This is a genomic window from Rhodonellum sp. (assembly GCF_030656585.1).
GTDB classification, from domain to species: domain Bacteria; phylum Bacteroidota; class Bacteroidia; order Cytophagales; family Cyclobacteriaceae; genus Rhodonellum; species Rhodonellum psychrophilum.
The window spans coordinates 40,009-64,414 of record NZ_JAUSPP010000007.1 but is presented as its reverse complement, the minus strand read 5'-3'; the positions used below and the strand labels follow the sequence as shown (position 1 = coordinate 64,414).

The window sequence follows — 24,406 nt, the reverse complement described above, 5'->3', positions numbered from 1 at the left end:
GAGTATTATGCTTTGGTACATGCCTTTCATCCAAACCGTCACAATGAAAATATATTTGTGTGCGTCAAACATTTTTACCAAACCATAAATTTTCAATCAAAATGAAATCGACTTTAACCTTATTCTTTATGTTCTGCTACTTGTGGACAAGCGCGCAGGAAATTACAGGAAATATCAAAAATCACGGGAAAACCGAAATGGAGATGGTCCTGATGCTATTTGGGATGGACAACACCATTTCTATCGGTACGGTTGATAAGAAGGGTCAGTTTATCGCCAATCTCACCCATCTCAACACTGAGAATATACCTGAAGAAAACAAGTCCATGTCCATGGGTGAACTTTATTTCAATTTTTATTTCAAATGTAACGACAGCGATGCTTTTGGGGACAATGCCGAAAAACCGGCTGCAAGGCAGGATTATGTCAGGTTGACCAACAAGGGAGAATGGAAAGGGACTGTTTTTTTGGTTTCCGATCAAAAACTCATCCCATGGCTGGAGGACTCCGGATATAACAATGCCATAAATGGGTCTTTTTATGAGGTCATGTATGTAGAGGAGGATATGGAGGTAAATATGACTTGCAGCAGCAGTGTCTATGTGTCCGAAAACGAAGAGGCTGAAACCGAATACAATTTTGACATTCAATTGAAAAAGGGCTTCAATTGGGTGGAATATACCATTGAAGAAGTATATGAAACGGATCCCGATATCAGGGCCTCCTTTCCATCCAAAGTCACCATAAGTAATTTAAAAGACCCCTCAAAAATGCAATGGATAGGTGTTTATTATTGATTCTTTCAACCCGAAATAGGCATTCCGTTTTTCAGTAGGTGTTGATACTGCAAGAAAATCAGACAATTGGCGAATAATTAGTATTTCCGATAGGGTGAAGCATTGATGGATTGTCAAACAATGTTGGGCTGGATCAAAAAGGTAAATGCAGATCACGGGATAAAATCAAATCAATATGAAAAAGTCAATGAATATCAATCAAATACTCCTTGCGCTGTTGGTTTCCGTCATGGCTTTTGGCTGTGGAAGTAAGGATGAACAGGATTTGAATCCTGATAAAAATTCCTCCGGATATTTTTTGAAGGCAAAAGTGAACGGTACACTTGTGGAATTTAAAACAACAACACTCTTGGGGGCCGATCTTTCGTCATCAATTCAAGGTGTCTATGATTTTTCGGCTTCAGGGGCAAGGCAGGTGACAGGCCAATCGGCATTGGCAGAATCCATTTCAATAATTTTACGGGAAACTTCGCCCATCACCGAAAAAAGCTATGTAGGGCTTGTCCCATTTGATTATGGCTTTAAAGGGGTTATTCTAGCTTATAGCTTAGAAGTGGAGGATAAAGTCTATACCACAGACGTCACAGAACCGAATGTGACCCTTGAAATCACCGAAATCAAACCAGCCTTTGTCAAAGGGAGGTTCAATGGTGTAGTCAGGGATTTCCTGAGCGGAGAGACCAAAACCATCACTGAAGGAGAGTTTTTTGTCAAAAGGGGCAATTGATTTTTTTGGCAATTATTTTATTGGAATCTAAACCCGTGTTCTGCTTGTACAATTCTATGCCAGGCTGAAATGGATTAACATTCAGTGGCTTGTCTGTTTTTTTGACTTCGTCATACCGGTCTTGCTCCTGGTTTTCCAAATGCGCTGAATTCCCTGCAGTTTCAACCTCCAATAGGAAAGCAAATGGACATGCCGAATAGGACTAAAATAATTAGAATCAAATGGCCTCAAAGAACTTTTGGGGCCTATTTTTTTGAGGATGTTACATCTGTGATACGCTTTGATACAAGACTGATATGCTTCCGAGCATGTGTTTTTTAGGTTTACATTTCAAAAATATCATAAACCATTTAAAAAATTAATGATGAAAAAAATCAGCATTCTACTCGCTATCCTAATGTCATTTTCTTTAAGTGATATTTTAGCCCAAAAAGTTGACGGACGTATTTCGATCAGCGGATTTCAAAACGGTCAGACTTTAAAGGAAGCAACAGCTGTTGACCTTTTCAAAAGTTTCAGGGATGGAACTTATAAAATCAACTTTAGTTACAAAGCCGATAACGTAGGCAAAAGGGGATTGGTGGTTTTTGACATGAAAACATCGGTAAGGTACAATGGGAAGCTCATATCTGAGACGACACGAAGCAACTGGCCATGGTTGCCTGGTGATATGTTTGTTCCAATAGAATCCTTTGACCTGATTTCCGCTTTGCAGAAATTTACTTTTGATGTGCCTTCAGCCAATGTAAGGGAGATAAAGAAGCCTGACTCAAAGCAATATGCAAGAGAAACAGATTTACCCCTTCCCAAAGGTAAATATGAGGTGACTTTACAAATGATAGGGAAGCCGGGGAGTGATTTTGGTACGCTTGCCCCAGCAAGATTTTCATTCGAGGTGAAATAGCCGCAGAGGGTAGAAAACCTCCAGTTGGCGCAGTGAACCCTGAAAGATTCCAAGGCAATATTATCAGCATATAGCAGCAGGACATATCGATACAGAAATAATAGCTTATGAAAACTCGACTTCTATTTATTCTTGTGTTCATCTCTATCGGCCAACTGGAGGCAATCGCCCAGCGTGTTTTACAAGGTGTGCTCTCTGATTATGCCGAGGGAGATGGACTGATCATCTCCTATGATATCGTCACCGGCGATAAAATCAGCTGGGGATTTATCGACAAATCGGGAAACATTGAGATTCCTTTGCAAAGTAACCATCTGGATCGGGTCAAGAAAATGGCTGTCAAAGCCCAGAAAAAAGCACCCAAAGGTTTCACCCTGAAATTCCCGACTGTTGCAGATGAATTTACCTGCAGGTTTCCGGACATCAAATTTGAAAATCCGGACGGGATGCTTTCTGGCTTACCGGATCTGATCCTGACAGACAAAAAGAAGAAAGCTGAAAACGGGAATATTTACCCCGTCAACCATCCAACCATTGCCAATTGGCTGCACAATCATCAACAAGGGGATATTGCGCTGGGATATTACCTGAGGTTTTGCTTTGCGGAGGAAAAAGGAGCGGCAAAGGGGACCTGCATGGTCAACACCTACACTGGCCTTGGGGACGAAAATTTTGATGCGTTTACCCTGTTTGACCTTGATCTCGAAGAAGGTTGGAATATCATACGGTATGAAATCGAAGAGGTATTCGCGTCCAAGAGTGGCCGTATTTTTCCAAAAGTCACCCAAGTGAGCAAAATTGAAAAATTACCGGAAGACTTGTCTTGGAAAAGGGTAGGGGGATCCTGAATTTTTTATGGATTTCTCTCCCCTTCTGATTTTTGACCCCTGTTCCATGTAGTTTTTTGGCCTGTTGGGTAGGAGTGGATTTTTTTGAGCGCGGGAAAACCAATACCCCCCAACAATGAAACATGCCTCATGGAGAATCCTCCCGAGCGGATTCCTCTTCATTTGAGTAGAGTTGTCTCCTCACAATTTAAGAGAGTTTTTTCCCGTTTTGGTTGATTTTTAATCTGTCTTCAAAAATCTCTTCCTGGATCGTACATCTATTTTTGACGTTTTTAAACTACTATGGGTTTTATTGTGCCATAAGAATATAGGATTAGATTCTTTATTCTTTCCTCAAAAGGAATTTTATAATCTATTGAACCGCACATAATATTTCTATCGGAATGCCCATATAGATTTATTGGCAGTAGTATGAGATAAGAATATCAGATTTGGCATGATAGGTTGAATGGCTTACGAAAATCTATACGATTTGAATTTTTGTGTCATAATAATTGTCTTTATTAGATTGATAATTAGTTTTGTTGCCCTCTTATTGTTGGTTTAGAAGTTTGTCAATTTTCAGCTCCAAATTATCAATTTTCTTTTCAAGTTCATCATTGTTGTCGCTAACCATTGCATCGACAAAAATTGAGTTAACAAGTGATAGTCCTAAAATACCACCGCTTAGAACAACAAAAATAAAGTAGATGTATGTAAAGAATGATCTTGTTGAAGAAAAACTATTGTTGACTTGTTCTGGAATTTCAAACCATCCTTCAACTGTAAATATTTTAAAAGTTGAATAAAGTGATATCAAGGGATTCCCAAAATATTCAGGGGAATTTTCTTTAAATAAATAGAAAGAAAATAAACCAACAATAAAAATATAAACAATAAAACCAAGCATAATTATGATAGATGCTTTTAATGCTCGTTGGATACCTCTGATTAAATGATCAATACCCGGGACGAATTTTAAAAATCGAAAAGATTTGAAAACTCTCATCACTCTGAATACAAGGAAAAAACTAAAATCGTGAACGTTTGCATTTAAAATAAATGCAACAAATGCAGGAATGGATAAAACAATCAAAACAAAATCAAACTTATTCCAATTAGATTTAAAATAGCCTTTGCCAAATTGAATTAATTTAAATATCAATTCAGTTATAAAAAGTATTGTAATTCCGTTGTCAATTAATGATAGTGTAAAGTTGTTTTTCTCCCCAAAATCAAACCCGCTAATAAATATTATTATTGCATTTAAAATAATTAAATACAAAATAAAAATATCATTCAAAAATAGTTTTTTCAACATTATTTATGGTTGATTTGATTCTAATATTTTACAATAATTATCTACAATTTGAATCAATTTTTCCGAATAATTAAAAATATCATCTATTGAATTTATCTCATTTTTAATTTCTTTTTTAAGTTCATTAAGTGTGACAAAATATTTTTTGTTTCCATTCAAGTAAAGTCGGCAAATTGTTTTTCGATTGTTGCCATCAAGGAGAATTGCAAAATATGACTGTGCGTCACGGTATGTTACTCTCTCAACTCCAAATTTTTGACGTAGTATGGTTTTCACAATCATAAAACCCTCTAACTCTTCTTCTGTTGTTACAATTTTGATTTCGTCAACTTTTGATTGTTCTACTTGGATGGCTTCCTGTTCTTTTGTTTTTTCGTCTTCTTTAGTCAATGCGGTTTTCAATCGTTCTGTAATTAAATCACTTATGTGTTGTTGTATAGATTTCTTTGTCAAATTTGTGAATTGCAACAAAACCTTTGCAGTAACAACACTTGGGTAAACCTGTCTTGCAAAGTGTTTTACAAAATCAGGGCTTGGATTTGCAAGTTCCTGTTGAAGTAAAAATTTTAGTTCATTTGTAAATTTTAATTCACTTGCCGTGTTGGAAATGCTTTCAGCATCAAAAATAGTTTTATGAAATTTCTTTAATTCTTCAATTTGATTATCCTTAATTTCATTGATGTTAAATTCCAAAAATGGTTTTTCATCCATTTTATTTGCTTCAACTAAATCTGAATAGAAGCGGTAAGTAATTCCATTTGTTAAAAGAGAAAACTTTGCTTTTGAAACATGAAAATATCTCAAAAGTTGTCCGTCATGAATATTTAAATTTTGCGCCCAATGTTTGCACTCTATTAAAATAGTTGGATGTCCATCTTTGAAAATTGCATAATCAATTTTTTCTCCTTTTTTAGTTCCGATATCAGTAATGTATTCTGGAACTACTTCAATCGGATTAAAAACGTCATAACCTATTACCTGTAAAAAAGGCATGATAAAAGCGTTTTTTGTGGCTTCTTCCGTCTGAATTTGTCCTTTTAGGTTGTTAACTCTTTCACCAAGTTGTTTGATTTGATCTTTAAAATCCATAGGTTTTTGTTGTTTATGTTAATTTTTAAAATTTAAATAAAAATTATTTCCGATCTCATTTTTTATAGTATTATAACTAGTGAAATTAAAATCGATATCTTTTTTTATAACATTAATAATATTTTTTTAATAAGTAGTAAAAATTTTAATAATATCCGGAATTATTGCTGGTTTTTTTATGAGGTTGTTACTATGAATCTTTGGTTTTTAAGTTATTATATTTTTCTTGTTTTGTATTGAACGTTTAAATTAGTTTCTGAATAAGTTTTACTATTTTAGGATTAATTCAATTCAATACCTCTAGCTTTCACCACCTATTCCGGATTTCCTATCCCGTACCCATATAAATTGAATCTTCAATCCCTATCTCAAACATAGGTCAGGTTACTGCTGTCCAAATTGTTTTCTTCTTCAAGTCGGTAAGCAACAAGTTTCCCGCCTTTTGCTACACTGTAATCCAAGCAGCAAATATTTTTCCTGTAGACCAAGGGTTTTCCTTTCAGCCAATAATGTCCGAAGAATACTTTTTTGTCCATGTTATGGTAAAAGTCGATTGACTTTAATTCCGACACTTCCACAGCTAGCTCGGGTAAGACTTCAATAGGCTCAACACTTATTGATTTGTAAGTCATTCTGGCGGGGTCCTCCCACCATTTGATTCTTATTTCTGTCCTTATTGTTCCGTCCTTGTCTACAAAAGACAATCCTTCAGGCATTTTGATTTCTTTGCCCTTAAGCGTTTCCTCAATGGCTCCATTCAATCTTGTCCCTTCTATTACTGATTGATGAATAAGTTCGTCATTCAGTCTATCATTGACCAATACCTGTCTTAAATATTGGATGTTGTCCTTGTCCCAGCAGGCGTGGACGGCTCTGAAGTTTCCGGTTTCATAAAAAAGCGGTAATGTTTTAAACCAGTCCAAATATTCCTCATATTCTTTTTGCCTGTTTTGAAATTGATTTAGGGTTTCGTAGTGTTGAATGATATTTTTGATCAGATGTTTTCGTAGATGTCCGCCTTCGGTTTCCTGGAAATGAAAACAAAGGGCATTGTATTCATGATTTCCCATCAAAGCAATTGCGTTGTCGCTATCCACCATTGCTTTTACGATTTGAAGTGTTTCTCTTATTTTCGGACCCCGGTCAATGTAGTCACCGACAAACAAAATTTTTCTACTGGGATGAGAGTACGAGCCTCCGTTTTGGGTGTAGCCAAGCTTCAACAGCAATGCCACAAGTTTGTCGGCGTGTCCGTGAATGTCTCCAATAAGATCTACCATATATTTTTCGTGGTTTGAATTTTTCTTGGAGCATTTTTTAGAAAAGCCATTATTTAGCAATAGGATTTAAATAATAGGGTAATTTGAGTTGTTTGGAAAATGCTTAATAAAAATAGCTTTTAGATGATAGGTGATTACATCATTATCAAACCTACACAATTCCCCTCAATGAAAAAATACCCTTAACAGGGTATATTTACCACTTTATAAATTAATATTTTCTTTTAATAATGCTAATTTGACTATTTTGTTAAATTTATGGTAGGGATTAGCGTAAAAATGGTTTCTTTCCATAGGTATTTGCAATTCCTATGGAAGGTAAAACCAATTGGCTAAGAGTAAAACATATAATATTAGTAGGGTTACAAAATTTTGAGTAATGTAGGGATGGAATTATTCCATTGCCTCCTTCTCCTGTTTTTTTAGCCCAAGGCCATTGTTGTTTAGTTCCTGCAATGCATAACCGATCGTCCTAATGAGAAGGATTTAACCCAAAACAACCATTGGGTTTACCAATGGTTGTTATAACTAACAGAAATCGAATTTTTTGGGAAATACCGTAGCATACCAATATGGTGAAATCAATCCCAGAAATCGCATGGCTGATTATTTAGTCTTTCCAGACTCAAAATAGAACCAGCAATGCATAAGACGGATTAAACCACCAAATCCTTCTTTTCCTTGTCGCTAAGGCCACGGTTTTTGACGATGGCAGCGATGGAGATGGCCAGCAAAACACCAACTATCCAATACACCCAGCCTGGAATGGGAACAGGATCGCCTGCTGCGTAGGAATGGAGTCCTGAGAGGTAATAATTCACCCCAAAGGAGGTCATCACAATGGAGGAAAATGCCCAAAGGCTCGCAAGGTTGAAGAGCAGAGAACTTTTTATGGCTGGGATTAATCTCAGGTGAATCACAAAGGCATACACAATGACCGAAATCAAGGCCCAGGTTTCTTTTGGATCCCATGCCCAGTATCGGCCCCAACTTTCATTGGCCCAGACACCTCCTAAGAAAGTGCCGACGGTCAGCAGGAATAGACCTATGGTGATGGAGAGTTCGTTCACGATATTCAGCTCTTTCATGCTCAGCCACCAATTGGCAGTGGGATGGGTCGGTTTGAAGATCATCAGCAGCAGACTCAGCAGCGCAAGGATTGCTGCCAAAGCCAAAGGCGCATAGCCACTGACGATGATGGCGACGTGAATTTTTAACCAATAGGAGTGGAGTACCGGCATCAGGTTGGTGATTTCGGGATTGAGCCAATCCAAGAAACTCACAAAAAGCAAGGTGCCTGAAAACAGCAAACTCAGCGGAACCGTAAACTTGGATTTGTTGGAAAAGAGCAGGCCAAAGAACAATACACCCCAAGCCACAAAGACCAGCATTTCAAAGCCATCACTCCAAGGTGGGTGTTGGGCAATATACCACCTGATGCCCAGATGAATGGTGAAAATGACCAGTCCCAACCAGCTGAGCACCTTACCGATATTCCATGCGATCCGGATAGGCTTGGGTTCTTGAAAAAGCATGGTGATCCCCATGATCAACATGAAGATTCCCAACACCCAGAAAGGACCAAAAAGCTTGTTTCCCAAATTCATTCTGTTGTAAAGCAACTCGGCCACGATCATATTTGAGCTTGGATACACTTCTTTTCCTGCCTGCTGCTGAAATAAATGGATATAGTCAAGCACCTCGTTGGCTTCTGCCCAATCTCCTTCTGAGATGCCTTTGTTCAGTCCCGAAAGAAAAAGGGAAGTGATGTTCTTGACAAAAACAGCATCCTCTTCCTCAAATCCTTTATTGGATTGTTGGCTGGTAAACCAGGTGTTGTTATGGTCCAATTTGTTGGGGAAAATCCGGAGAAAATCTCCTGTCAGCAGGGCATAGTAGATGTTGAAGCGTTCATCCGTCTTCAACAGTTCATTGTGGCCTTCATTTCTTTCGGAAGGTTTCAGCAGATTGGCAGCTTCTACGAGGTCGTGCAGTAAATAATCACCTTCATCGCTCAAAAAATCCTTGAAGCTGATTTTGTCCTGGGGTTCCATTTCCAATGCCGCAAAGGCAAACAGGGATTTTTTCTTGTCGATTTTTATGATGGGCAATTGGCTATAGGCCACGGGGTCCAATTGGACAGCCAAAAGAAACTGTTCGGCATTCATATTGACAATGCCGGATGCCGTAGGGATTTCGATAGAGGTTTTTCCATTTAGCTTGCGCAAAATTTCATTGGCAAGGGTATTCAATGGCTTCATCCGTCCGTCCAAATCCTGAACGATAAGTTTTCCATACGCAGTCGCCATATCAGCGGGTACTACTGGGAGTATTTCCGGTTCCTGCGCTTGGACAGCCATATTGCTGAAAACCATGAAAGCGATCAGCATCGCAGTGCCAGCCCTTTTCCGGATGGTGCCCAGTTTTTTGTTCAGCAAACTGAATCGGCTTCCTTTGGCAAAAAGCGTGAAGATCATCCCTATGGTCAATAATATATAGCCCAAATAGGTGATATAAGTGCCTGGCCTGTCTTGGCTAACGGAAAGTATCGTTCCTTTTTCATCTGTGTCAAAGGAAGATTGGTAAAATCTGTATCCCCTGTGATCCAAAACATTGTTCATGAAAACCCTGTAGGGAAACTCATTTTCTCCGTCCATCACCATCACCTCACTGGCATAACTTGCAGGACTCTTGCTGCCAGGATATCTTTCCAGTTCAAAGGCATTGAGATAGAGTTTGAAGGGTAAGGTTTCAGTCCTTGGTCCATAAGTGAGGGTGTAATCCGTGCCTTCATGGGTAAAAGGATGCCAAGCGGGATTGAAGCTTACCAGTTTCACAAAGCTTTCGGTCACTGTTTGATCATTTTGATCCAAAACCTTTATTTTGACTACATTGGGCAGGTTTTTGGCCAACATTTCATCTCTCTCGGCTTCGTATTCAAGTTGTGCATCTTCAAAGATGGATTTGATCAGGAATGCGCCGCCATCCCACTGATAAAGGGAGCGAAGTCTCAGCGGAAGGGTTTCTCCTGCATGGATGACCCCGATGTTTTGGGTAGCCATTTCCATTACCTGAAGGTGGACCTCAGTATGGATCATCCAAATACTGTCAGACTTGAAAATCCGAACAGGGTTTTGTGCATCTTTAACGGTGCCCAGAGAAATGACGCCAAGTGGTATGGCATTGCCTTCTGTAAGAAGGAAATCTTCCCTGCCTTCTCCCATCGCTACAGCTACATCTATGTAGGTATGCGCTCCGTCTGCAAAATTCTCTTTTGCCCCTAAAATATAATCTTCAAATACCACCTTAAATTCAGGTTTGCTGAAACCTGCCTTGATCGATTGGGGCTTAAAATTATGGCTGATCAGGGAATAGGGTTTTTCAAAGCTGACTTCTTTGCCTTCTGTGAGCTGTTTGATCTGAAGAAAATGTCCAGTCGAATAAAAGGTTTGCTCAGCATTGCCTTCACGGATATGGATGATACCTTCCTTGCTAAAATACCTGGTGATCCCTGCTCCCAAAATAATGATTACAAAAGACAGGTGAAATAAGCCTACCGGCCATCTGTTTTTATGAAACATTTTGTACTGCCCTATGTGGCAGAGAAAATTGACTGCCAGCCAAACCATGATAATCTCAAACCACCAGGCATCATACACCAATCCCCTTGCCACTGCAGTACCGTGATCATTTTCCATGAAGGTGGCTGCCCCCATAGCGCCAGCAAAGGCGATCAACAATACCAATGTCATCTTGGTCGAAATCAAATAACTCAAATATTTCATGGTACTATAGTAATATACCTATAAATTTATTTTTCATCGTAGGCCTGAAAATCAGCATCAAATAAGCCCAATTTTGATTGTCACTTAAGGCCCCTCTTTTCTGGATCATTTCAAAAGTATCTGTATGGAAGAACTGGCTATACCCTCCCTGAATGGAAATGGCATCATTTAAAATAAAGCCAAGTGACAGGTCGAGTTCTGTTCCAAAAAACTTGTCCATTTTTTCGCCGGCCCCATTGGCGCGATACACGTCTGCTTGGGAATAGAACAAATGTCCATCGGTCTGCAAGAAAAATCTGGGGCCAAAGTCATATCTGCTGCGTAAGAAGTAATCCTGCAATCCCACATTGGTTTCATGGGTACCTCCTACATAAAACAGATCCATGTAGCCATTGAAGAGATGGTTGGTGCCGTAAAGAGGGGAGAAGGACCGGTTTTTTGAGAGATCATTGTTGGATGTGCCGCTCAGAATTTCGAATCCAGCGGTGAGGCGTAATCTTTTGTCTGTTTGTGCTGCGCCAGTTATCTGGTGCGTCACCTGGGCGCTCAAGTCAAACCCGTTGACATTCCTGCCGGCAACGTCTGTACCCAATTGGTGATAATAAAAGGCGGAAAGTGTGGTATTGCCTATCGGATACCTTAAGGTAGGAAGCCCAATGGTTTGTTGGTAACGGATTCCCTCGTCTAAAATTTCTCCTGCAGCATTGGTTGTAACATATTGTCTTCCATCATTCCAGATCAGGGTTGAAAAATGAAAATCCCCCCATTTATTTTCAACCCTTGCCATCTGGGCTGCTTTGTATTGGTTGGGAACGGTGAAGATGTTTCCGGTCAGCATTTGGGCATCTTGGTTAAATCCACCGCCGAAATGAAACTTCAGGTTTTCCTTTTCATATTTTACCAAGGCAAAATCATGGGCTCTACCCTGAAGTGCCCAATCCAGATTTCCAAGAAAGCGGGCATTGTCATAGTTCAGTTCCTGACGGCCCAGTTTTACCTTCCAGTTTTGGGACAGTTTTGCTTCCACCCAAGCTTCGTGCACCGACAGAAAATTATCCGTGGCTTTTACCTGTGGCGTGTTTCCCCAGGTCCTGATGTCTTGGATGCTCATGTAAAAATCAAAGCTTTCCATTTTATAGCTTGCCTGTAATCGGGCACGATGGGCTATAAATCCTGCAGGTTTATCACCTTCAGGGAAGAGTCTGTTAAATCCATGTCTGTATTCGGCTCTCTGGATAAGCTGTCCGTCAAGATTGAACTGGGCATGGGAAATCGTAGAGGAAAGGACCATCAATAGGCCCCATCCAAATAAAATTTTCTTATACATCTCTTTGTGGAGTTTATCTATTGATGGATCTCACTGGCTTCTGGGCTTCGCGCGCTTTTCCTTCCTGTAGCCATTTGGGGACGACCTGCTCCAGGAAGTTGGCTTTCTGTGCCTTTTCCTTTTCCAAATCTACCCCGATATACGCCTGAAGAGCAGCTTTACTGTCGAGATCTGGAGTATCCAAAGCCTTGATATGGCCTAAACTGGCCAGTACTCTGGTCAATTCAATTCTGGTTTCCTGGATGATGGATGAAGAGGATGCCAAGATGCGGTTTGCTTCGATAGGAGCGTGAAAACCAGCACCATGGGAGGCGGCCACATAATCCCATCTCCACTGGGCATGCCTGATACCCTTGAGGATATTTGCCATCTGTGCCTCCGTAGCGCCTAATTGCCATGCTTTTTCAGCTTCCAAATGTGCCATGGCGATCTGTCTTTGAAGTCTTTGGTTGGCAACTTTGAGTTTTGACTGGCGTTCATGCACATCCGCAACGAGGTCCGAAACTTTTTCCCTATGGCAGACAAAGCAGGAATTTTCCACATTCTGCAGGGGAGAGGCGATGTGGTGATCTGTAAATTTCTGACCTCCCTCGGTTTTGTAGGGCATATGGCAGTCTGCACAGGATACTCCTCTTTTGGCATGTACACTCATGGAGTACAATTCATAATCAGGGTGCTGGGCTTTTAGCATTCTGGCCTTGCTCAAAGGATGTACCCAGTCGGTGAAATCTATCTTATCATAATATGCTTCCACGGACTCCACATCTAATCCATCTGCCAAGGGAAATGTCAGGTATTGGGCACCTTCTTTTCCGGGCTTGGTCTTGTCAAAGTAATATTCAACATGGCATTGGGCACAAACCAAATTCCGCATTTCCTGATGAGAGGCTTGATTGATGTCTTTGCCCATCGCCTCGTATGCTTCCACAAGCGCAGGGCGGGTGATGGTCAGGTTCATGGTTTCAGGATTGTGACAATCCGCGCAACCGATGGGATTGATCACCTCGTTGCCAAGGTCAGATAATTTTTTACTGTAAAATTCTGTCACGCCCATTTCGCTCATCAGACGGGGTACGTCAGGACTTTTGCAGGTCCAACAGGTACTTGGCATTACCCCATCTCCGGCTTCCATGGGAGCACCTATTCTGATGGAACTCCGAACATCATCGAGTGCGTGCCCATGACCTCTTGGCTCACCATATCCTTTACTGAAGGCATAGCCCGCCCACAGAATGACCATTTCAGGGTTGTCCTCCAACATATCCCCAGGGCGATCTGCATCAGAACCGGATTGGTGGGGGGATGGACCGGTTTTCATGTAAGATTGATATTGGCGGGGAAAATTCAAGCCCCATATTGAATCTCTAGGTTCGATGCCTTGAATCTCTACCTGAGGTTGGTAGGCAAATCTCGCCTCTGCCCGCCTGTCCATTATGGAGTAGGCGAGCATCGCCAATAAAAACACTGCCACGCCTGTAGCAATAAAGAGTATCCAGTTTTTCATAATGCTTTTATTTTTGAGGTAATGTTTCTTGGTTTTTTTCCTGCATGGCATCTTTTAGCCAATTGGGGACGACTTGTAGGCCTGAGGGTGTCTGTGCTTTGATCGGTTCTAGCATGTGACCAACAGCGGAGAGGCTCTTTACCCTGCCATGTGGTGTTTCCCTGTGGCATTCCCAACAGGTTCTGTCTGTTCTATTGAAATGATGATCTTCCACAAAGGCTTCGGTCTTGGCGTCCTTGACCTGTGGGGCATGGCACCTGATGCAATTGTCTTGTATCACCTCTACAGAAGGTTGTCTGGCCTGAATGACCTGAGGTTCTGCTCTAATGGTGAAAATGTAGGAATGGTACAAGCCATCCATCGCCTTGAAATAATATTGGTTGAACACGTTGTTATGCGGCACATGGCAATCGTTGCAAGTGGCTACTTCCCTGTGGGCACTCCGAGACCAGGTAATGTATTGTGGTGTCATCACATGACAGTTTACGCAGGCCTGGGGATCATCAGAAAGATAGGCGGCGGCATTGCTAAGCTTTAGGATGTAGAGTCCCAAGCCAAAAAAGCTCGCCACAAGTACAATCGCTGCCGGGCGCCATTTTTTTGGGGGGATAAGGGAATACTTAAAAAAAAATCTTTTTATATTCTGAAATTTAGCCATGGAGAGAATTCAATTTTCCTGTTCTGAATATTTCATCAAAATACAGAATATTAGTTTGAAAAAAACATGATAAAAATCAGTCGACTAAAAATTAAAAGGATATTCAGATAAAAATATACGAAATATTGCCAATAAATGCGAAAACCCAGAAAATGACAGGTGAAAATCTAAATTAGGGCTTCCGCTTTTTTGAAAATGTGTTGAGGAATGTTTCCTGGATCAATCCTGAAGGACATCACTTTTTAGATCAGAAGAGAAAATTGGGTCTGGCCAATCAGGTTTTGGGACGAGAAATCAGCTCAAACTGAGGTTTTTTCTGTACTTGGGACAGAATTTAACCCGCAATAGGCAATAGGTTTTCAAATGGGACTGAAATTGCAAAAAAATCAGACTATTTGGAGGATAGATCAGCATACCGATAGGGAGAAGTCAACAATTATTGATGACTGAATGATTGTAAAGCAATTCAAGGCTAGAATAGAATTGGTAATGCATAACACGGGTTTAATTCGGAAAAAGCCTTGGTGATGGCACATAGGTGTTTCCGAAGGAATAAATTAGACTTAAGCTCCAGAGCAAGGCCGAACTATCCGGGATTTTGGTAGAAATTGATTTGTTGGCCAGCATTTGTAAAGAGAGGGGGAAATCCTTTTTGGCAAGGGTCAAAGTTGAAGAGGCGAAGAACCCGTCCAGTTCATCCATTTTCAGGTAATAAACCTGAGGATTTAACCGCAGATAGAAATTTTCATGAAGTGCTATCTTTCTAAAATTGGCATTGAAGGTGAGAAAGTTGGTGTTTTGTACAGCGCTTTCCGCAAACCCCATTCCCCGAAGGTAATAAAAGCCAATGCTGGTATGGGGAGTGATGAAATAATTGGGCGCCAGCTCCGAGGCCAGATACCGTTCGGTAGTGATGACATCGCGGGGCTGACCGTTGATCATCAAATTTTGGGGAACGAAGAGCAAGCCTGGATGGGCTCCCACTGTTAATTTGAACTTTTCATTTCGAATCAGTTTGTATCGCAACCATAATAGAACTGTCCAAGGTTTGCCTTCCAGGGAAAAATGGAATTCCGGATCGAAGGAAAGCCGATTGCCCATATTCAACATCACAAATCCTGCGGGTTGGTTAAGCGAAAAGGTAGGCAGGAGAGAAATGCCGTTATTGGTGACTCCGGCAGCACCTCCAAAGTTTCTTTCCATCTTCGCAGAATCAATCGATTGGGCGTATAGGGAAGGTGATTTCACCAAACCACAAATCAGGAGGAGTACAAGGAGACTGGATTTGAAAATGGAGGTGTTCAAGGCCATTGGATTTCATGTTTTCCGCTCCAAAAATACGGCAATCTATTTTATTTGAGTTCAGATATTTAAACAAATATCAATGAAATTCAAACAGATTTCAGAGGGTTGAAACAGAAGTATTGTATAATTTTGGATATACAGATTTTGACCTCCTCTTCGGTAGGCTGATATAAACCTCCGGAATGGTAAAATATTGGTGTTTGGTTTGTTTTCATCTCAAATCCGAAACTATGGATTCCGTTATTTAATAGGGCTTGAAATTACAAGAGAATAAGGCCATTTGAAGGATTAGCCTTATAACCGTTATGGAGAATTCAATAATCTTTAAAAAAATTTATTGATCATTTTCAGGTTGGAAGGACTTGGTAATGCAATACAGCCGGTGTGGAAATCTTCGGCAATTTAAATGAAGGAAATATCCTTTTGTGCCAGAGGAAGTGAAAAATTGAAATAGGGAACATAAGTAAAAACACAAATAAGAACAGCATGACAGTAATAGAAAAAATATTGCAAACTTCAGCTGACAAGTCTATTTTTCTCATCCGCCTGATGGTAGGCGCGGTATTCCTTTCGGAAGGCATTCAAAAATTCCTGTTTCCTGCCATTCGAGGTGCCGGTAGATTTGAAAAAATCGGCTTGCCCTCACCCGAATTTTTAGGGGCTTTTGTAGGTGCATTTGAAATACTCTGCGGGGCATTGATTTTAGTTGGTTTATTGACGCGGCTTGCCAGTATTCCTCTGATCATCATTATGCTTGTTGCCATTGCCACCACCAAAGGAGATGTTTTGGCCAATCAGGGCTTCTGGGAAATGATGCACGGCAGCAGAACAGATTGGGCCATGTTGCTCGGTAGTATTTTCCTATTGATCAAGGGCAGTGGTTATTGGTCTTTTGACTTCAATTCATTCAAACCAAAATACTAAATGGAAATCATAATCATCTCACTTGCAGCTTTTTTAGTAGCCATACTTACCTTCTTTTCGGGTTTTGGTTTGGGGACAATCCTGACACCCGTATTCATGATTTTTTTCCCGGTTGACCTTGCCATTGGTTTGACCGGAATCGTGCATTTCTTCAACAATATTTTCAAACTGATTTTGGTAGGAAAAAATGCCGATAAATCTGTTTTGATCCGATTCGGCATTCCTGCCGTCATCGCTGCGTTGATTGGTTCTTGGTTGCTTATCAATATTTCAGATGCAGCGCCACTATTTTCCTATGAGATGTTTGGGAAAACTTTCGAAGTGTTTCCTGTAAAGTTCATTATTTCCATCCTGCTTATCATTTTTGCGAGTATAGACCTGATTCCTTATTTCAACAAACTGCAATTCGGAAAAGAAAAACTTCCTATTGGCGGTGCATTGAGCGGTTTCTTTGGCGGATTATCAGGAAATCAAGGTGCCTTGCGCAGTGCATTTCTCATCAAAGCAGGCCTTTCCAAAGAAGCATTTATCGGTACTGCTGTGGTGGTTTCAACCTTGGTTGATTTCACCAGATTAAGCGTGTATGCCACCCGGTTTACAAAAGCGGGATTGGACGAAAATTTGACTTTGGTCCTCTGCGCAACGCTTGCAGGAATTGCAGGATCATTTATCGGCAATAAATTATTGAAAAAAGTCACCCTTCATTTCCTTCAAGTGACCGTAGCGATCATGCTTATCCTGATTTCCATTGCATTGGGAGCAGGGTTGATTTAAAAATTTTGGATTTTGCTATCCTAAAATTTCAAAAATAAACTGGTTATGAAATGTTTTGTAGGAAAGGTATAAAACCCGAAATGTGAATTCCGCTTCCCAATAGGACTGTAACATCAAAAGAATCAGACTATTTGGGCAATAAGGTAAAATTTCATGTGTTGGAGTCAAAAACCGTAAACTGCCGACTGAGTATTGAGCAATTTTAGGCAGGGATAGAATGGGTAATGCATAAAACAGGTTTAACCCGTTGTATGCATTACGAATGCCATTTAATACTGTATTTATGTGATAATTAGTTATTTGTCGACTTTTATAGACTTCATCATATCGGTGTCAGGAATTAGTCTCCCAATTGTCTGATTTTCTTGCAGTTTCGCTCCCATTTGGAAACCTATTGCATATTCCATCTAACTTAATCAAGTTAGATGCTTCACGTTACTTTTCCGCTGTCTTAGAATTCGAATTAAAGAAATCTTCACCCCTCACCATGGAAGTCAATTCAGGCTCCCTGGCTTGAACTATTGGTTTTTCCCGGTGCATTTTAAATTCTAACGCAGACACGACCATTAGGGAACCTTGAATCCCTTCGTCATTTTTGAAAACCAGGTAAACAATTTGTTTCTTCCCGCTCACAGTTCCTGACAAATTGATGGGGACCTGGAGTGAACCTGTGCTCCCTGCATCGCTGGATTCCAGTACTGCAGATTTACCGATTAGTAAACCAGTAGGGGCTATCCAGGCGTAGTTCTGTGTATCCTCCATTAGCATTTAAATACCGGTAAATGCGAAATCCACTATGCCAAGACAAGCGGAAAGTGATCATTGGGTCATGATTCGGTACATTTAAGAATAGATCGGCGATTTGGACCGCTTATTCGGTCGGACAACCATTTTGGTTCCAATCCCATTAGGGCAACAAAGTCCAACAGGATTTCCATCTCTTCCGCAATAAATTATTTGATGAATATGAATTTTTATGTTTGCAACATTGTTGCGATTAAGTGAATTATAAGAATTCAAAACCAAATTCATCTAACCGAAAGTGTATCATTCAAAGCGGGTTTTCCTTTTTGATATGCCGCATGTACAATATCAATCAAATGACAGACAGTGAATATTTTGACGCAATCATCATTGGCGGAAGCTACGCAGGCCTTTCCGCAGCCATGGCATTGGGACGGGCATTGAGAAATGTACTCATCTTGGACAGTGGCTTGCCTTGCAACCGGCAAACGCCACATTCACACAATTTCATCACACAGGACGGTGAAAAACCAAGCATAATCGCCCAAAAAGCCAAAGCACAGGTTTTGAAGTACAGCACCGTAAAATTCTTGGATGTTCTTGCCGTAAGTGGGACAATCTCAGAAAGTGGTTTTAAAATCACTACGCAAACAGGTGAATCTTTTAAAGCGAAGAAACTGATTTTTGCCACAGGTGTGAAAGATATCATGCCAGAAATTATAGGTTTTGCCGAATGTTGGGGCATATCGGTTATCCACTGTCCTTATTGCCACGGTTACGAAGTAAAAGGTGAGAAAACAGGCGTATTGGCAAATGGTGACTTTGCTTTTCATTATGCCCAATTGATCCGAAATTGGACAAAAGAGCTCACTATTTTTACCAACGGCAAATCCTCAATGACCGCAGAGCAAACCGATAAAATCACCAGACACAACATCCCGATAATCGAAAAAGAAATCGCTTATTTGAAACATAAAAATGGAGCTGTCGAGCAAATCGTTTTTAAGGACAATTCTACTTTTGAATTGAAGGCAATTTATTCACGTCCTGAATTTGAACAGCATTGTAAAATTCCCGAAACACTTGGTTGCGAATTGACGGAACAAGGACTTCTCAAAGTGGATATGTTTCAAAAAACAAATGTGAAAAACGTTTTTGCCTGCGGAGACAATGTCAGCCCGATGCGTTCGGTTTCAAATGCAGTGTCGGCAGGAAATATCGGGGGCGCGATGGTTAACAACGCATTAATAGAAGAAGAATTTTGATGGGTTCAACCCATTTTATGCATTACGAACTCAATTCAATAGTATAATTAACCGATGTTCAATTAGTTGTTGATTTTTATTGACTTCACCCTATTGGTGTCAGGAATTAGTCTCACAATAGTCTGATTTTCTTGCAGTTTAGATCTCATTTGGAAACTGAATGCATATTTCCATCAAACATATGATTGGGCAGCATTCAACTCATCGACTGACATATTCAGGGATTGCATCTTTTTTTAATTGATGCATTCATTCTCTCCTTCATTTCTTTTTGGTATTCCATCTAACTTACCTCAAGTAGATGCCTTAGGTCACTATTCTGGTGTAATGGAATTCGGGTTGAATCGAGTTGGATATTCCACTGACTTTTTTCACTCAGAGGAAATTGCATACCAATGTTGTCTTTCAGGGTTTCCCCCATTTGTCGGTGATTACAATCAAAAAGTGGATATAAAGGTTAGAGATTGAGGATATGCAATAAATATTCTCTCCCAAAGGAGCGCCCTTCAAGATCAAAGAGGAGCACCATGAAATTTTTCCCAATTCCAGCAAAACCTTAGATGAGCGTGGAGATGCATGGATAACTTAAAGCCCTTTTCAATCAATGAAAACACGCTGCTCAATTTACAAATGAATACTTCACAAAATCGGAACAAAGAAAAGATTATCATCCCGATCTCTGATTAAATCAAAATCCAAATAAGAACCGATTTTGACAAAATTGTCCAAAGCGACATAAATCGAATCTGATGGTGCAGCGAAGGGGTCCCGAAAAACATAGGAAGCGCTGTTAGAAAGGCTGGTTTCCTGAGGTGCCGCAAGAATGTTTGCAGACAGAAAACCTTTGATACCGGTGGGCGTCCGAACCTGATACCATTCTCCCACAGCCGATTCCACCCATACAGGCGTCTTGGAATCCAACATGGCCAAACTGGCAAAATCGGTCGAGGGTCCCTGACGAAGATTTGCAGTAGCGCTGCGCACCAGCATCACCTCATTTTCCAGTGGAAGGTTACCAGAGATGGCTTTGGGATAATTGTCTTTGACAACTGGAAACGGATCAAATGCCCCGCTACTGTAAATCCCAAAATGCAAATGGGGAGGAGTGGTTTTGGCATTGCCGGTGTTGCCCACAAAACCTAAAGTATCTCCGGGACTTACGCGCTGAAGGTTGTTGACTGTTTGGCTGTCCAAATGGGCGAAATACAAATTCCAACCCCGTTTGTTATCCCGAAGCCAGACTTGCTTTCCTCCGCGTCCTGTCTCTTTGACCGAAGTCACCACACCGGATACAGGCGCCACGACAGGAGTCCCCCGAACGGCAAAAATGTCAATACCTTCATGTTTTCTTTGTCCTCCATCTCTTCCTGCACCCCAAAAACTCTGGATGGCAGCACTCGTTTTTCCCTGAACCGGGAAAATGGCATAGGTAGATCGGTTTTCCACGATCAAATTATAATTTCCTTCGGCCATTAATTCGGGCTGAATGCGAATGAAATATGTTCCCGATTGCTCCGCTTCAAATTCAATCCGCTCATCAAATGAGGTCGTGGCCATTTCATCCTTCATGGATTGTGCATCTATGATTTCCAAAAATACCCGACTGCTGTCCTGACTTTCCCATGTCAAAGCCACCTGTAAAGTCGCTCCTTTTTGAAGGTTCAGTTGCCAGGAATTGGCTTGGACTGATTTTGATTTGAATGAACCACGAATGGCCGCAGGGATATCGAGTTGTGGGGGATTATTCAGCGCTTCGTTACCTGCCGCAACCCAGCTTTTGCCCAAAATACTTTTATCGATTCCCGATGCTTTCAACTGTTGCAGGTAGCGCTCTTTCTCAGTCTTTGGAGAAAATATTCCCAATGTTTCACGCTTACAGGAGGCAAGGGTCAAAGTGAGTAAGAGGAGGATACTGATGTTTTTTAAGAATCGCTGCATGATAAAGGATTGGATCATTGGAATTGATTTCAATTTTTCGGCAAAGCAGGATTTTGGCTTGACTTTACCCTCCATAGGGTGTTTCCCGAATCGTCATTGACCAAAAGGGAACCATCAGGGAGGACAGTGACGCCGACGGGTCTACCATACACTTCTGATTTTTCACGGTCAGCGATAAAGCCCGAGAGAAAATCTTCAGGTTGGCCGGATGGTTTACCGTTCTCAAAAGGAACAAACAACACCTTATATCCACTGAGTGCAGCGCGGTTCCAAGATCCATGTTGACCCACAAAAGCGCCATTTCGGTATTTCTCGGGAAACTGCTTGCCATCATAAAACACGAGTCCCAAAGATGCGGTATGGTTACCTACCGGTACATCCGGGACAAGGGCCTTTTCCACCAGCTCCATGCCTTTGCCTTCCATCCGTGGATCGGGGATCTGACCATAATAAGAATACGGCCAACCATAAAACGCGTTTCGCTTCACACTCGTGATATAATCAGGGACCAAATGATCACCCAATTCGTCCCGTTCATTGACCGCTGTCCAAAGCCCTCCGGAAACAGGGTTCCAGTCCATCCCAACCGGATTTCTCAAGCCAGTGGCAAACACCACCTCACCTGATCCGTCTGGGTTGATCTCCAGAATGCAGGCGCGACGAATTTCTTCTTCCATTCCGTGTTCTCCAGCATTACTGGCCGAACCCACAGAAACATAAATTTTCGTTCCCTCCGCGTTGGCAATCAGATTTCTTGTCCAGTGATTGTTGTATCCGCCTGCAGGTAGCTCCATGATTTTTTCACCTTTTTCTTCGATCCTTTGCTGCCCTTCACGATAGGGAAATCGATAAAGACCGTCGGTATTTGCCACATAGAAGGTGTTGTTTAAAATCAGCATTCCATAAGGCTGATTGAGATCTTCCAGAAAGATTGCTCTTGTCTCATATTCGCCATCCTTATTGACATCCTGAAAAATCGTAATCCGGTCCGCACTCCCTTTGGTATTGCTTTCCACAACAAAAAGGTCTCCATTTGGCCCCAAATAAGAAGTACGGGGATTGTCAAGGTCACTTGCAAATTTGGTCACTTCAAACCCTTGCGGTGCAGTGGGTGTCTTTCCTTCTGGCCAGTCGACCATTTTGCTCTCGTTCCGTACGGATTCTGAAGAATAGGGTGGGGGCAATATCAGTGGGCCGATCGCTGTCTGAACTGTGTCTGCTTGCTGTTCGCTCAGTTCTTTTTTCTGTTGATCCGATATCTTTGACGAACAACCCGAGGCGACGAAGAGGAACAAGCATGTGAATTTTACAAAATTTCTCATGTTTTTGATTTTTTAGTTTTAAAAAATGGCATTACGCAAATCCTGAAAGTGCAACAATTGATCCAAAGCAAGGAAATTTTGTGTTAATATCCATCAATATGGGGATGTTGTAAAAGTACACTTGAATGCTGTAACAATTAGGGCGCTAATTTTTGAAATCTGTATAAAACCTATTTTTCTGCTGCCTTACTTTGTTCATTGTGACAGCTCTGGGCCAATTGCTGGTTCAGTAAAATTGGATTTTTGGATGATGAAAGTGCCACTCAAGGCAAAAAGTTTAGGCAGTTTTTTTGAATTGCTGGAAGGCATTCGTGAAATCAGGGCCGATCAATGTAGATTTTACCAAAAAATCACCGACATGTACACCTTGAGGACCCAATACGGCAAAGAAAGCCGAAAAACCAAAGATTATTTTGCAAGGGTCAAAACAAGTTTGCGGAGGATTACCCAATTGAATCATCGTTCTTATTTTTGTTTCTGCTTTTTTTATAGTTCTTGATGAATTTTCCAAATTCTTTGTCTTTTTTTCGTTTCTCTGCCGCTGTGGTTTCATAATGCGCCTTTTCTCTTTCCATTTCAACATAGTTTTCATAAGAAGCTTTGTCTATTTCTCCTTTTTCAACTGCCTCAAGTACCGAGCAACCGATCTCATTTGTATGTGTACAATCTTTGAATTTGCAACTTTTAGAAAGTCTCACAATCCTATCGAATGTCAAATCCAATCCGCCTGGGGAATCTGCAATACCCACCTCTCTCATACCCGGATTATCGATCAGAATCCCTCCCTTATCCAATACAATCAGTTCCCGATGGCTCGTGACGTGTCTTCCTTTATTGGTACTCTGACTGATTGGTTCTGTTCGCATGATGGACTTGCCGGAAAGGGTATTGAAAAGCGTTGACTTTCCGACTCCTGATGAACCTAGCATACAGTAGGTTTTGCCTTTTTGGATTGTCGCTCTAATTTGTGTGTATCCATCAAGAGATTCGTTGCTAGTGGGAACAATCGAAACATTTTGGATGCGGGCTTTGATATTTTCCATTATTTCTGAGACTCGATCAGCATTCACCAAATCAATTTTACTCAGTATGATAATGGGGCTAACCTTGGATGCATTGCAAATGGTCAGGTATCTTTCAAGTCTGTTGATATTGAAATCCCTATCAACTGCCTGCACCAATAGCGCATAATCAATATTGGCTGCAATGATTTGCTTTTCCCCATGTTGTCCAACCGCCTTTCTTGAAATCACTGAAAATCTGGGCAATATTTTATGGATCAAGGAAAGACCGTCATCATATTGGGTCAGGACAACCCAATCTCCAACGGCCGGAAAATCCTCACGACCACTTGCCGAAAATCTTAAGTTTCCAGTTATTTCGGCTTCAAATTCTCCCTTTTCGGTCTTGACTATATATCGTTCTTTGTGTTCAGAAATCACTCTTCCAATCTCAAAGTCATTGAGTTTGTTCTCAAGCCTAAACTTTTCCAGCCTTTCATTATATCCCAAATCTTCTAACTTCATTTCGCGAGTTGACCAGGTCTTTTAGGTTTCTGATGAATAGAATATTAAGTAAAACATAAACTCCCATTTCAAAGCAATCCTCGCTTTAGGGATTTCCACAAAATCAATTATATGATCAAAATTCAATTTGAGAAATGCGATTGTAATCTTCAATATGCGCACCCATTTGTCTTCACAGCAATTCTCTTAAGGGTTCTTCCATCCAATGTATTGATTTTATACATTTTGAATTAGGTTCAACCCGCAATATGAAATAGGTTGCAAATGGTATTGAAACGGAAAGAAAATCAGACTATTGAAAGCATAAATCCCGATAAGGGCAAAAATAGTAAATACCTATATGATTATCAGGCAATTGTAATGTTGAATTGAATTCGCAATGCTTAAAA

20 protein-coding genes are annotated in these 24,406 nt (G+C 40.8%); 8 read left to right on the top strand and 12 right to left on the bottom strand.

Annotated elements, in window-relative coordinates; translation table 11 throughout:
• The first annotated feature begins 101 nt into the window (after positions 1-101).
• From Q7J63_RS01195 to Q7J63_RS01180, 4 genes are all read left to right on the top strand, one after another.
• The gene (locus tag Q7J63_RS01195; protein ID WP_304883630.1) at positions 102-797 is read left to right on the top strand and encodes a hypothetical protein; all 696 of its coding nucleotides are present in this window, start codon (positions 102-104) and stop codon (positions 795-797) included.
• Positions 798-972: 175 nt separating this feature from the next.
• Positions 973-1,524, top strand: coding sequence for a hypothetical protein (locus Q7J63_RS01190; RefSeq protein ID WP_022582384.1), 552 nt, complete (start codon positions 973-975; stop codon positions 1,522-1,524).
• Between the two features lie 361 nt (positions 1,525-1,885).
• Entirely contained in the window at positions 1,886-2,428 is a 543-nt protein-coding gene (locus Q7J63_RS01185) for a hypothetical protein (protein ID WP_304883629.1), read from the top strand.
• A gap of 107 nt (positions 2,429-2,535) precedes the next feature.
• Entirely contained in the window at positions 2,536-3,276 is a 741-nt protein-coding gene (locus tag Q7J63_RS01180; protein ID WP_304883628.1) for a hypothetical protein, read from the top strand.
• Between the two features lie 532 nt (positions 3,277-3,808).
• Here the strand turns inward: Q7J63_RS01180 and Q7J63_RS01175 are convergent.
• The 8 genes from Q7J63_RS01175 to Q7J63_RS01140 form a co-directional block, all read right to left on the bottom strand.
• Positions 3,809-4,576: an ion transporter gene (locus tag Q7J63_RS01175; RefSeq protein WP_304883627.1), complete on the bottom strand. Its 768-nt coding sequence runs from the start codon at positions 4,574-4,576 to the stop codon at positions 3,809-3,811.
• 3 nt (positions 4,577-4,579) lie between these two features.
• Entirely contained in the window at positions 4,580-5,665 is a 1,086-nt protein-coding gene (locus tag Q7J63_RS01170; protein ID WP_304883626.1) for a type I restriction endonuclease, read from the bottom strand.
• A gap of 368 nt (positions 5,666-6,033) precedes the next feature.
• Entirely contained in the window at positions 6,034-6,945 is a 912-nt protein-coding gene (locus tag Q7J63_RS01165; protein WP_304883625.1) for a metallophosphoesterase, read from the bottom strand.
• Positions 6,946-7,601: 656 nt separating this feature from the next.
• The gene (gene ccsA / locus Q7J63_RS01160) at positions 7,602-10,730 is read right to left on the bottom strand and encodes a cytochrome c biogenesis protein (RefSeq protein WP_304883624.1); all 3,129 of its coding nucleotides are present in this window, start codon (positions 10,728-10,730) and stop codon (positions 7,602-7,604) included.
• 4 nt (positions 10,731-10,734) lie between these two features.
• Positions 10,735-12,057 (bottom strand): alginate export family protein, encoded by a 1,323-nt coding sequence (locus Q7J63_RS01155; protein ID WP_304883623.1) that lies wholly within the window; start codon positions 12,055-12,057, stop codon positions 10,735-10,737.
• 13 nt (positions 12,058-12,070) lie between these two features.
• Positions 12,071-13,561: an ammonia-forming cytochrome c nitrite reductase subunit c552 gene (locus Q7J63_RS01150; RefSeq protein WP_304883622.1), complete on the bottom strand. Its 1,491-nt coding sequence runs from the start codon at positions 13,559-13,561 to the stop codon at positions 12,071-12,073.
• Positions 13,562-13,568: 7 nt separating this feature from the next.
• Positions 13,569-14,219 carry a cytochrome c nitrite reductase small subunit gene (gene nrfH, locus Q7J63_RS01145; protein WP_304883621.1) on the bottom strand — a complete coding sequence of 217 codons (651 nt, stop codon included), beginning with the start codon at positions 14,217-14,219 and terminating at the stop codon, positions 13,569-13,571.
• A 504-nt stretch (positions 14,220-14,723) separates the two neighbouring features.
• Positions 14,724-15,530: a hypothetical protein gene (locus Q7J63_RS01140; protein WP_304883620.1), complete on the bottom strand. Its 807-nt coding sequence runs from the start codon at positions 15,528-15,530 to the stop codon at positions 14,724-14,726.
• 480 nt (positions 15,531-16,010) lie between these two features.
• Between Q7J63_RS01140 and Q7J63_RS01135 the strand changes: the two genes are divergently transcribed.
• Complete coding sequence (locus Q7J63_RS01135) at positions 16,011-16,448, top strand: DoxX family protein (protein WP_033405327.1); 438 nt, start codon at positions 16,011-16,013, stop codon at positions 16,446-16,448.
• On the top strand, positions 16,449-17,222 hold the full coding sequence (locus Q7J63_RS01130) for a sulfite exporter TauE/SafE family protein (RefSeq protein ID WP_019598269.1): 774 nt from the start codon (positions 16,449-16,451) through the stop codon (positions 17,220-17,222).
• A gap of 435 nt (positions 17,223-17,657) precedes the next feature.
• On the opposite strand, the gene Q7J63_RS01125 is transcribed toward Q7J63_RS01130, so the two are convergent.
• On the bottom strand, positions 17,658-17,984 hold the full coding sequence (locus Q7J63_RS01125) for a hypothetical protein (protein ID WP_304883619.1): 327 nt from the start codon (positions 17,982-17,984) through the stop codon (positions 17,658-17,660).
• A 338-nt stretch (positions 17,985-18,322) separates the two neighbouring features.
• On the opposite strand from Q7J63_RS01125, the gene Q7J63_RS01120 reads away from it, so the two are divergent.
• On the top strand, positions 18,323-19,231 hold the full coding sequence (locus tag Q7J63_RS01120; protein ID WP_304883618.1) for an NAD(P)/FAD-dependent oxidoreductase: 909 nt from the start codon (positions 18,323-18,325) through the stop codon (positions 19,229-19,231).
• A 639-nt stretch (positions 19,232-19,870) separates the two neighbouring features.
• Here Q7J63_RS01120 and Q7J63_RS01115 read toward each other — a convergent pair.
• Positions 19,871-21,169, bottom strand: a complete 1,299-nt coding sequence (locus Q7J63_RS01115) for a M23 family metallopeptidase (RefSeq protein WP_304883617.1) — start codon at positions 21,167-21,169, stop codon at positions 19,871-19,873.
• A 29-nt stretch (positions 21,170-21,198) separates the two neighbouring features.
• Positions 21,199-22,491 (bottom strand): sorbosone dehydrogenase family protein, encoded by a 1,293-nt coding sequence (locus Q7J63_RS01110; protein WP_304883616.1) that lies wholly within the window; start codon positions 22,489-22,491, stop codon positions 21,199-21,201.
• Positions 22,492-22,738: 247 nt separating this feature from the next.
• On the opposite strand from Q7J63_RS01110, the gene rhuM reads away from it, so the two are divergent.
• Positions 22,739-22,990 carry a RhuM family protein gene (rhuM, locus tag Q7J63_RS01105; RefSeq protein ID WP_370691849.1) on the top strand — a complete coding sequence of 84 codons (252 nt, stop codon included), beginning with the start codon at positions 22,739-22,741 and terminating at the stop codon, positions 22,988-22,990.
• Here rhuM and rsgA read toward each other — a convergent pair.
• Positions 22,935-24,017 carry a ribosome small subunit-dependent GTPase A gene (gene rsgA / locus Q7J63_RS01100; protein WP_304883615.1) on the bottom strand — a complete coding sequence of 361 codons (1,083 nt, stop codon included), beginning with the start codon at positions 24,015-24,017 and terminating at the stop codon, positions 22,935-22,937. The genes rhuM and rsgA overlap by 56 nt on opposite strands.
• Positions 24,018-24,406: the final 389 nt, after the last annotated feature.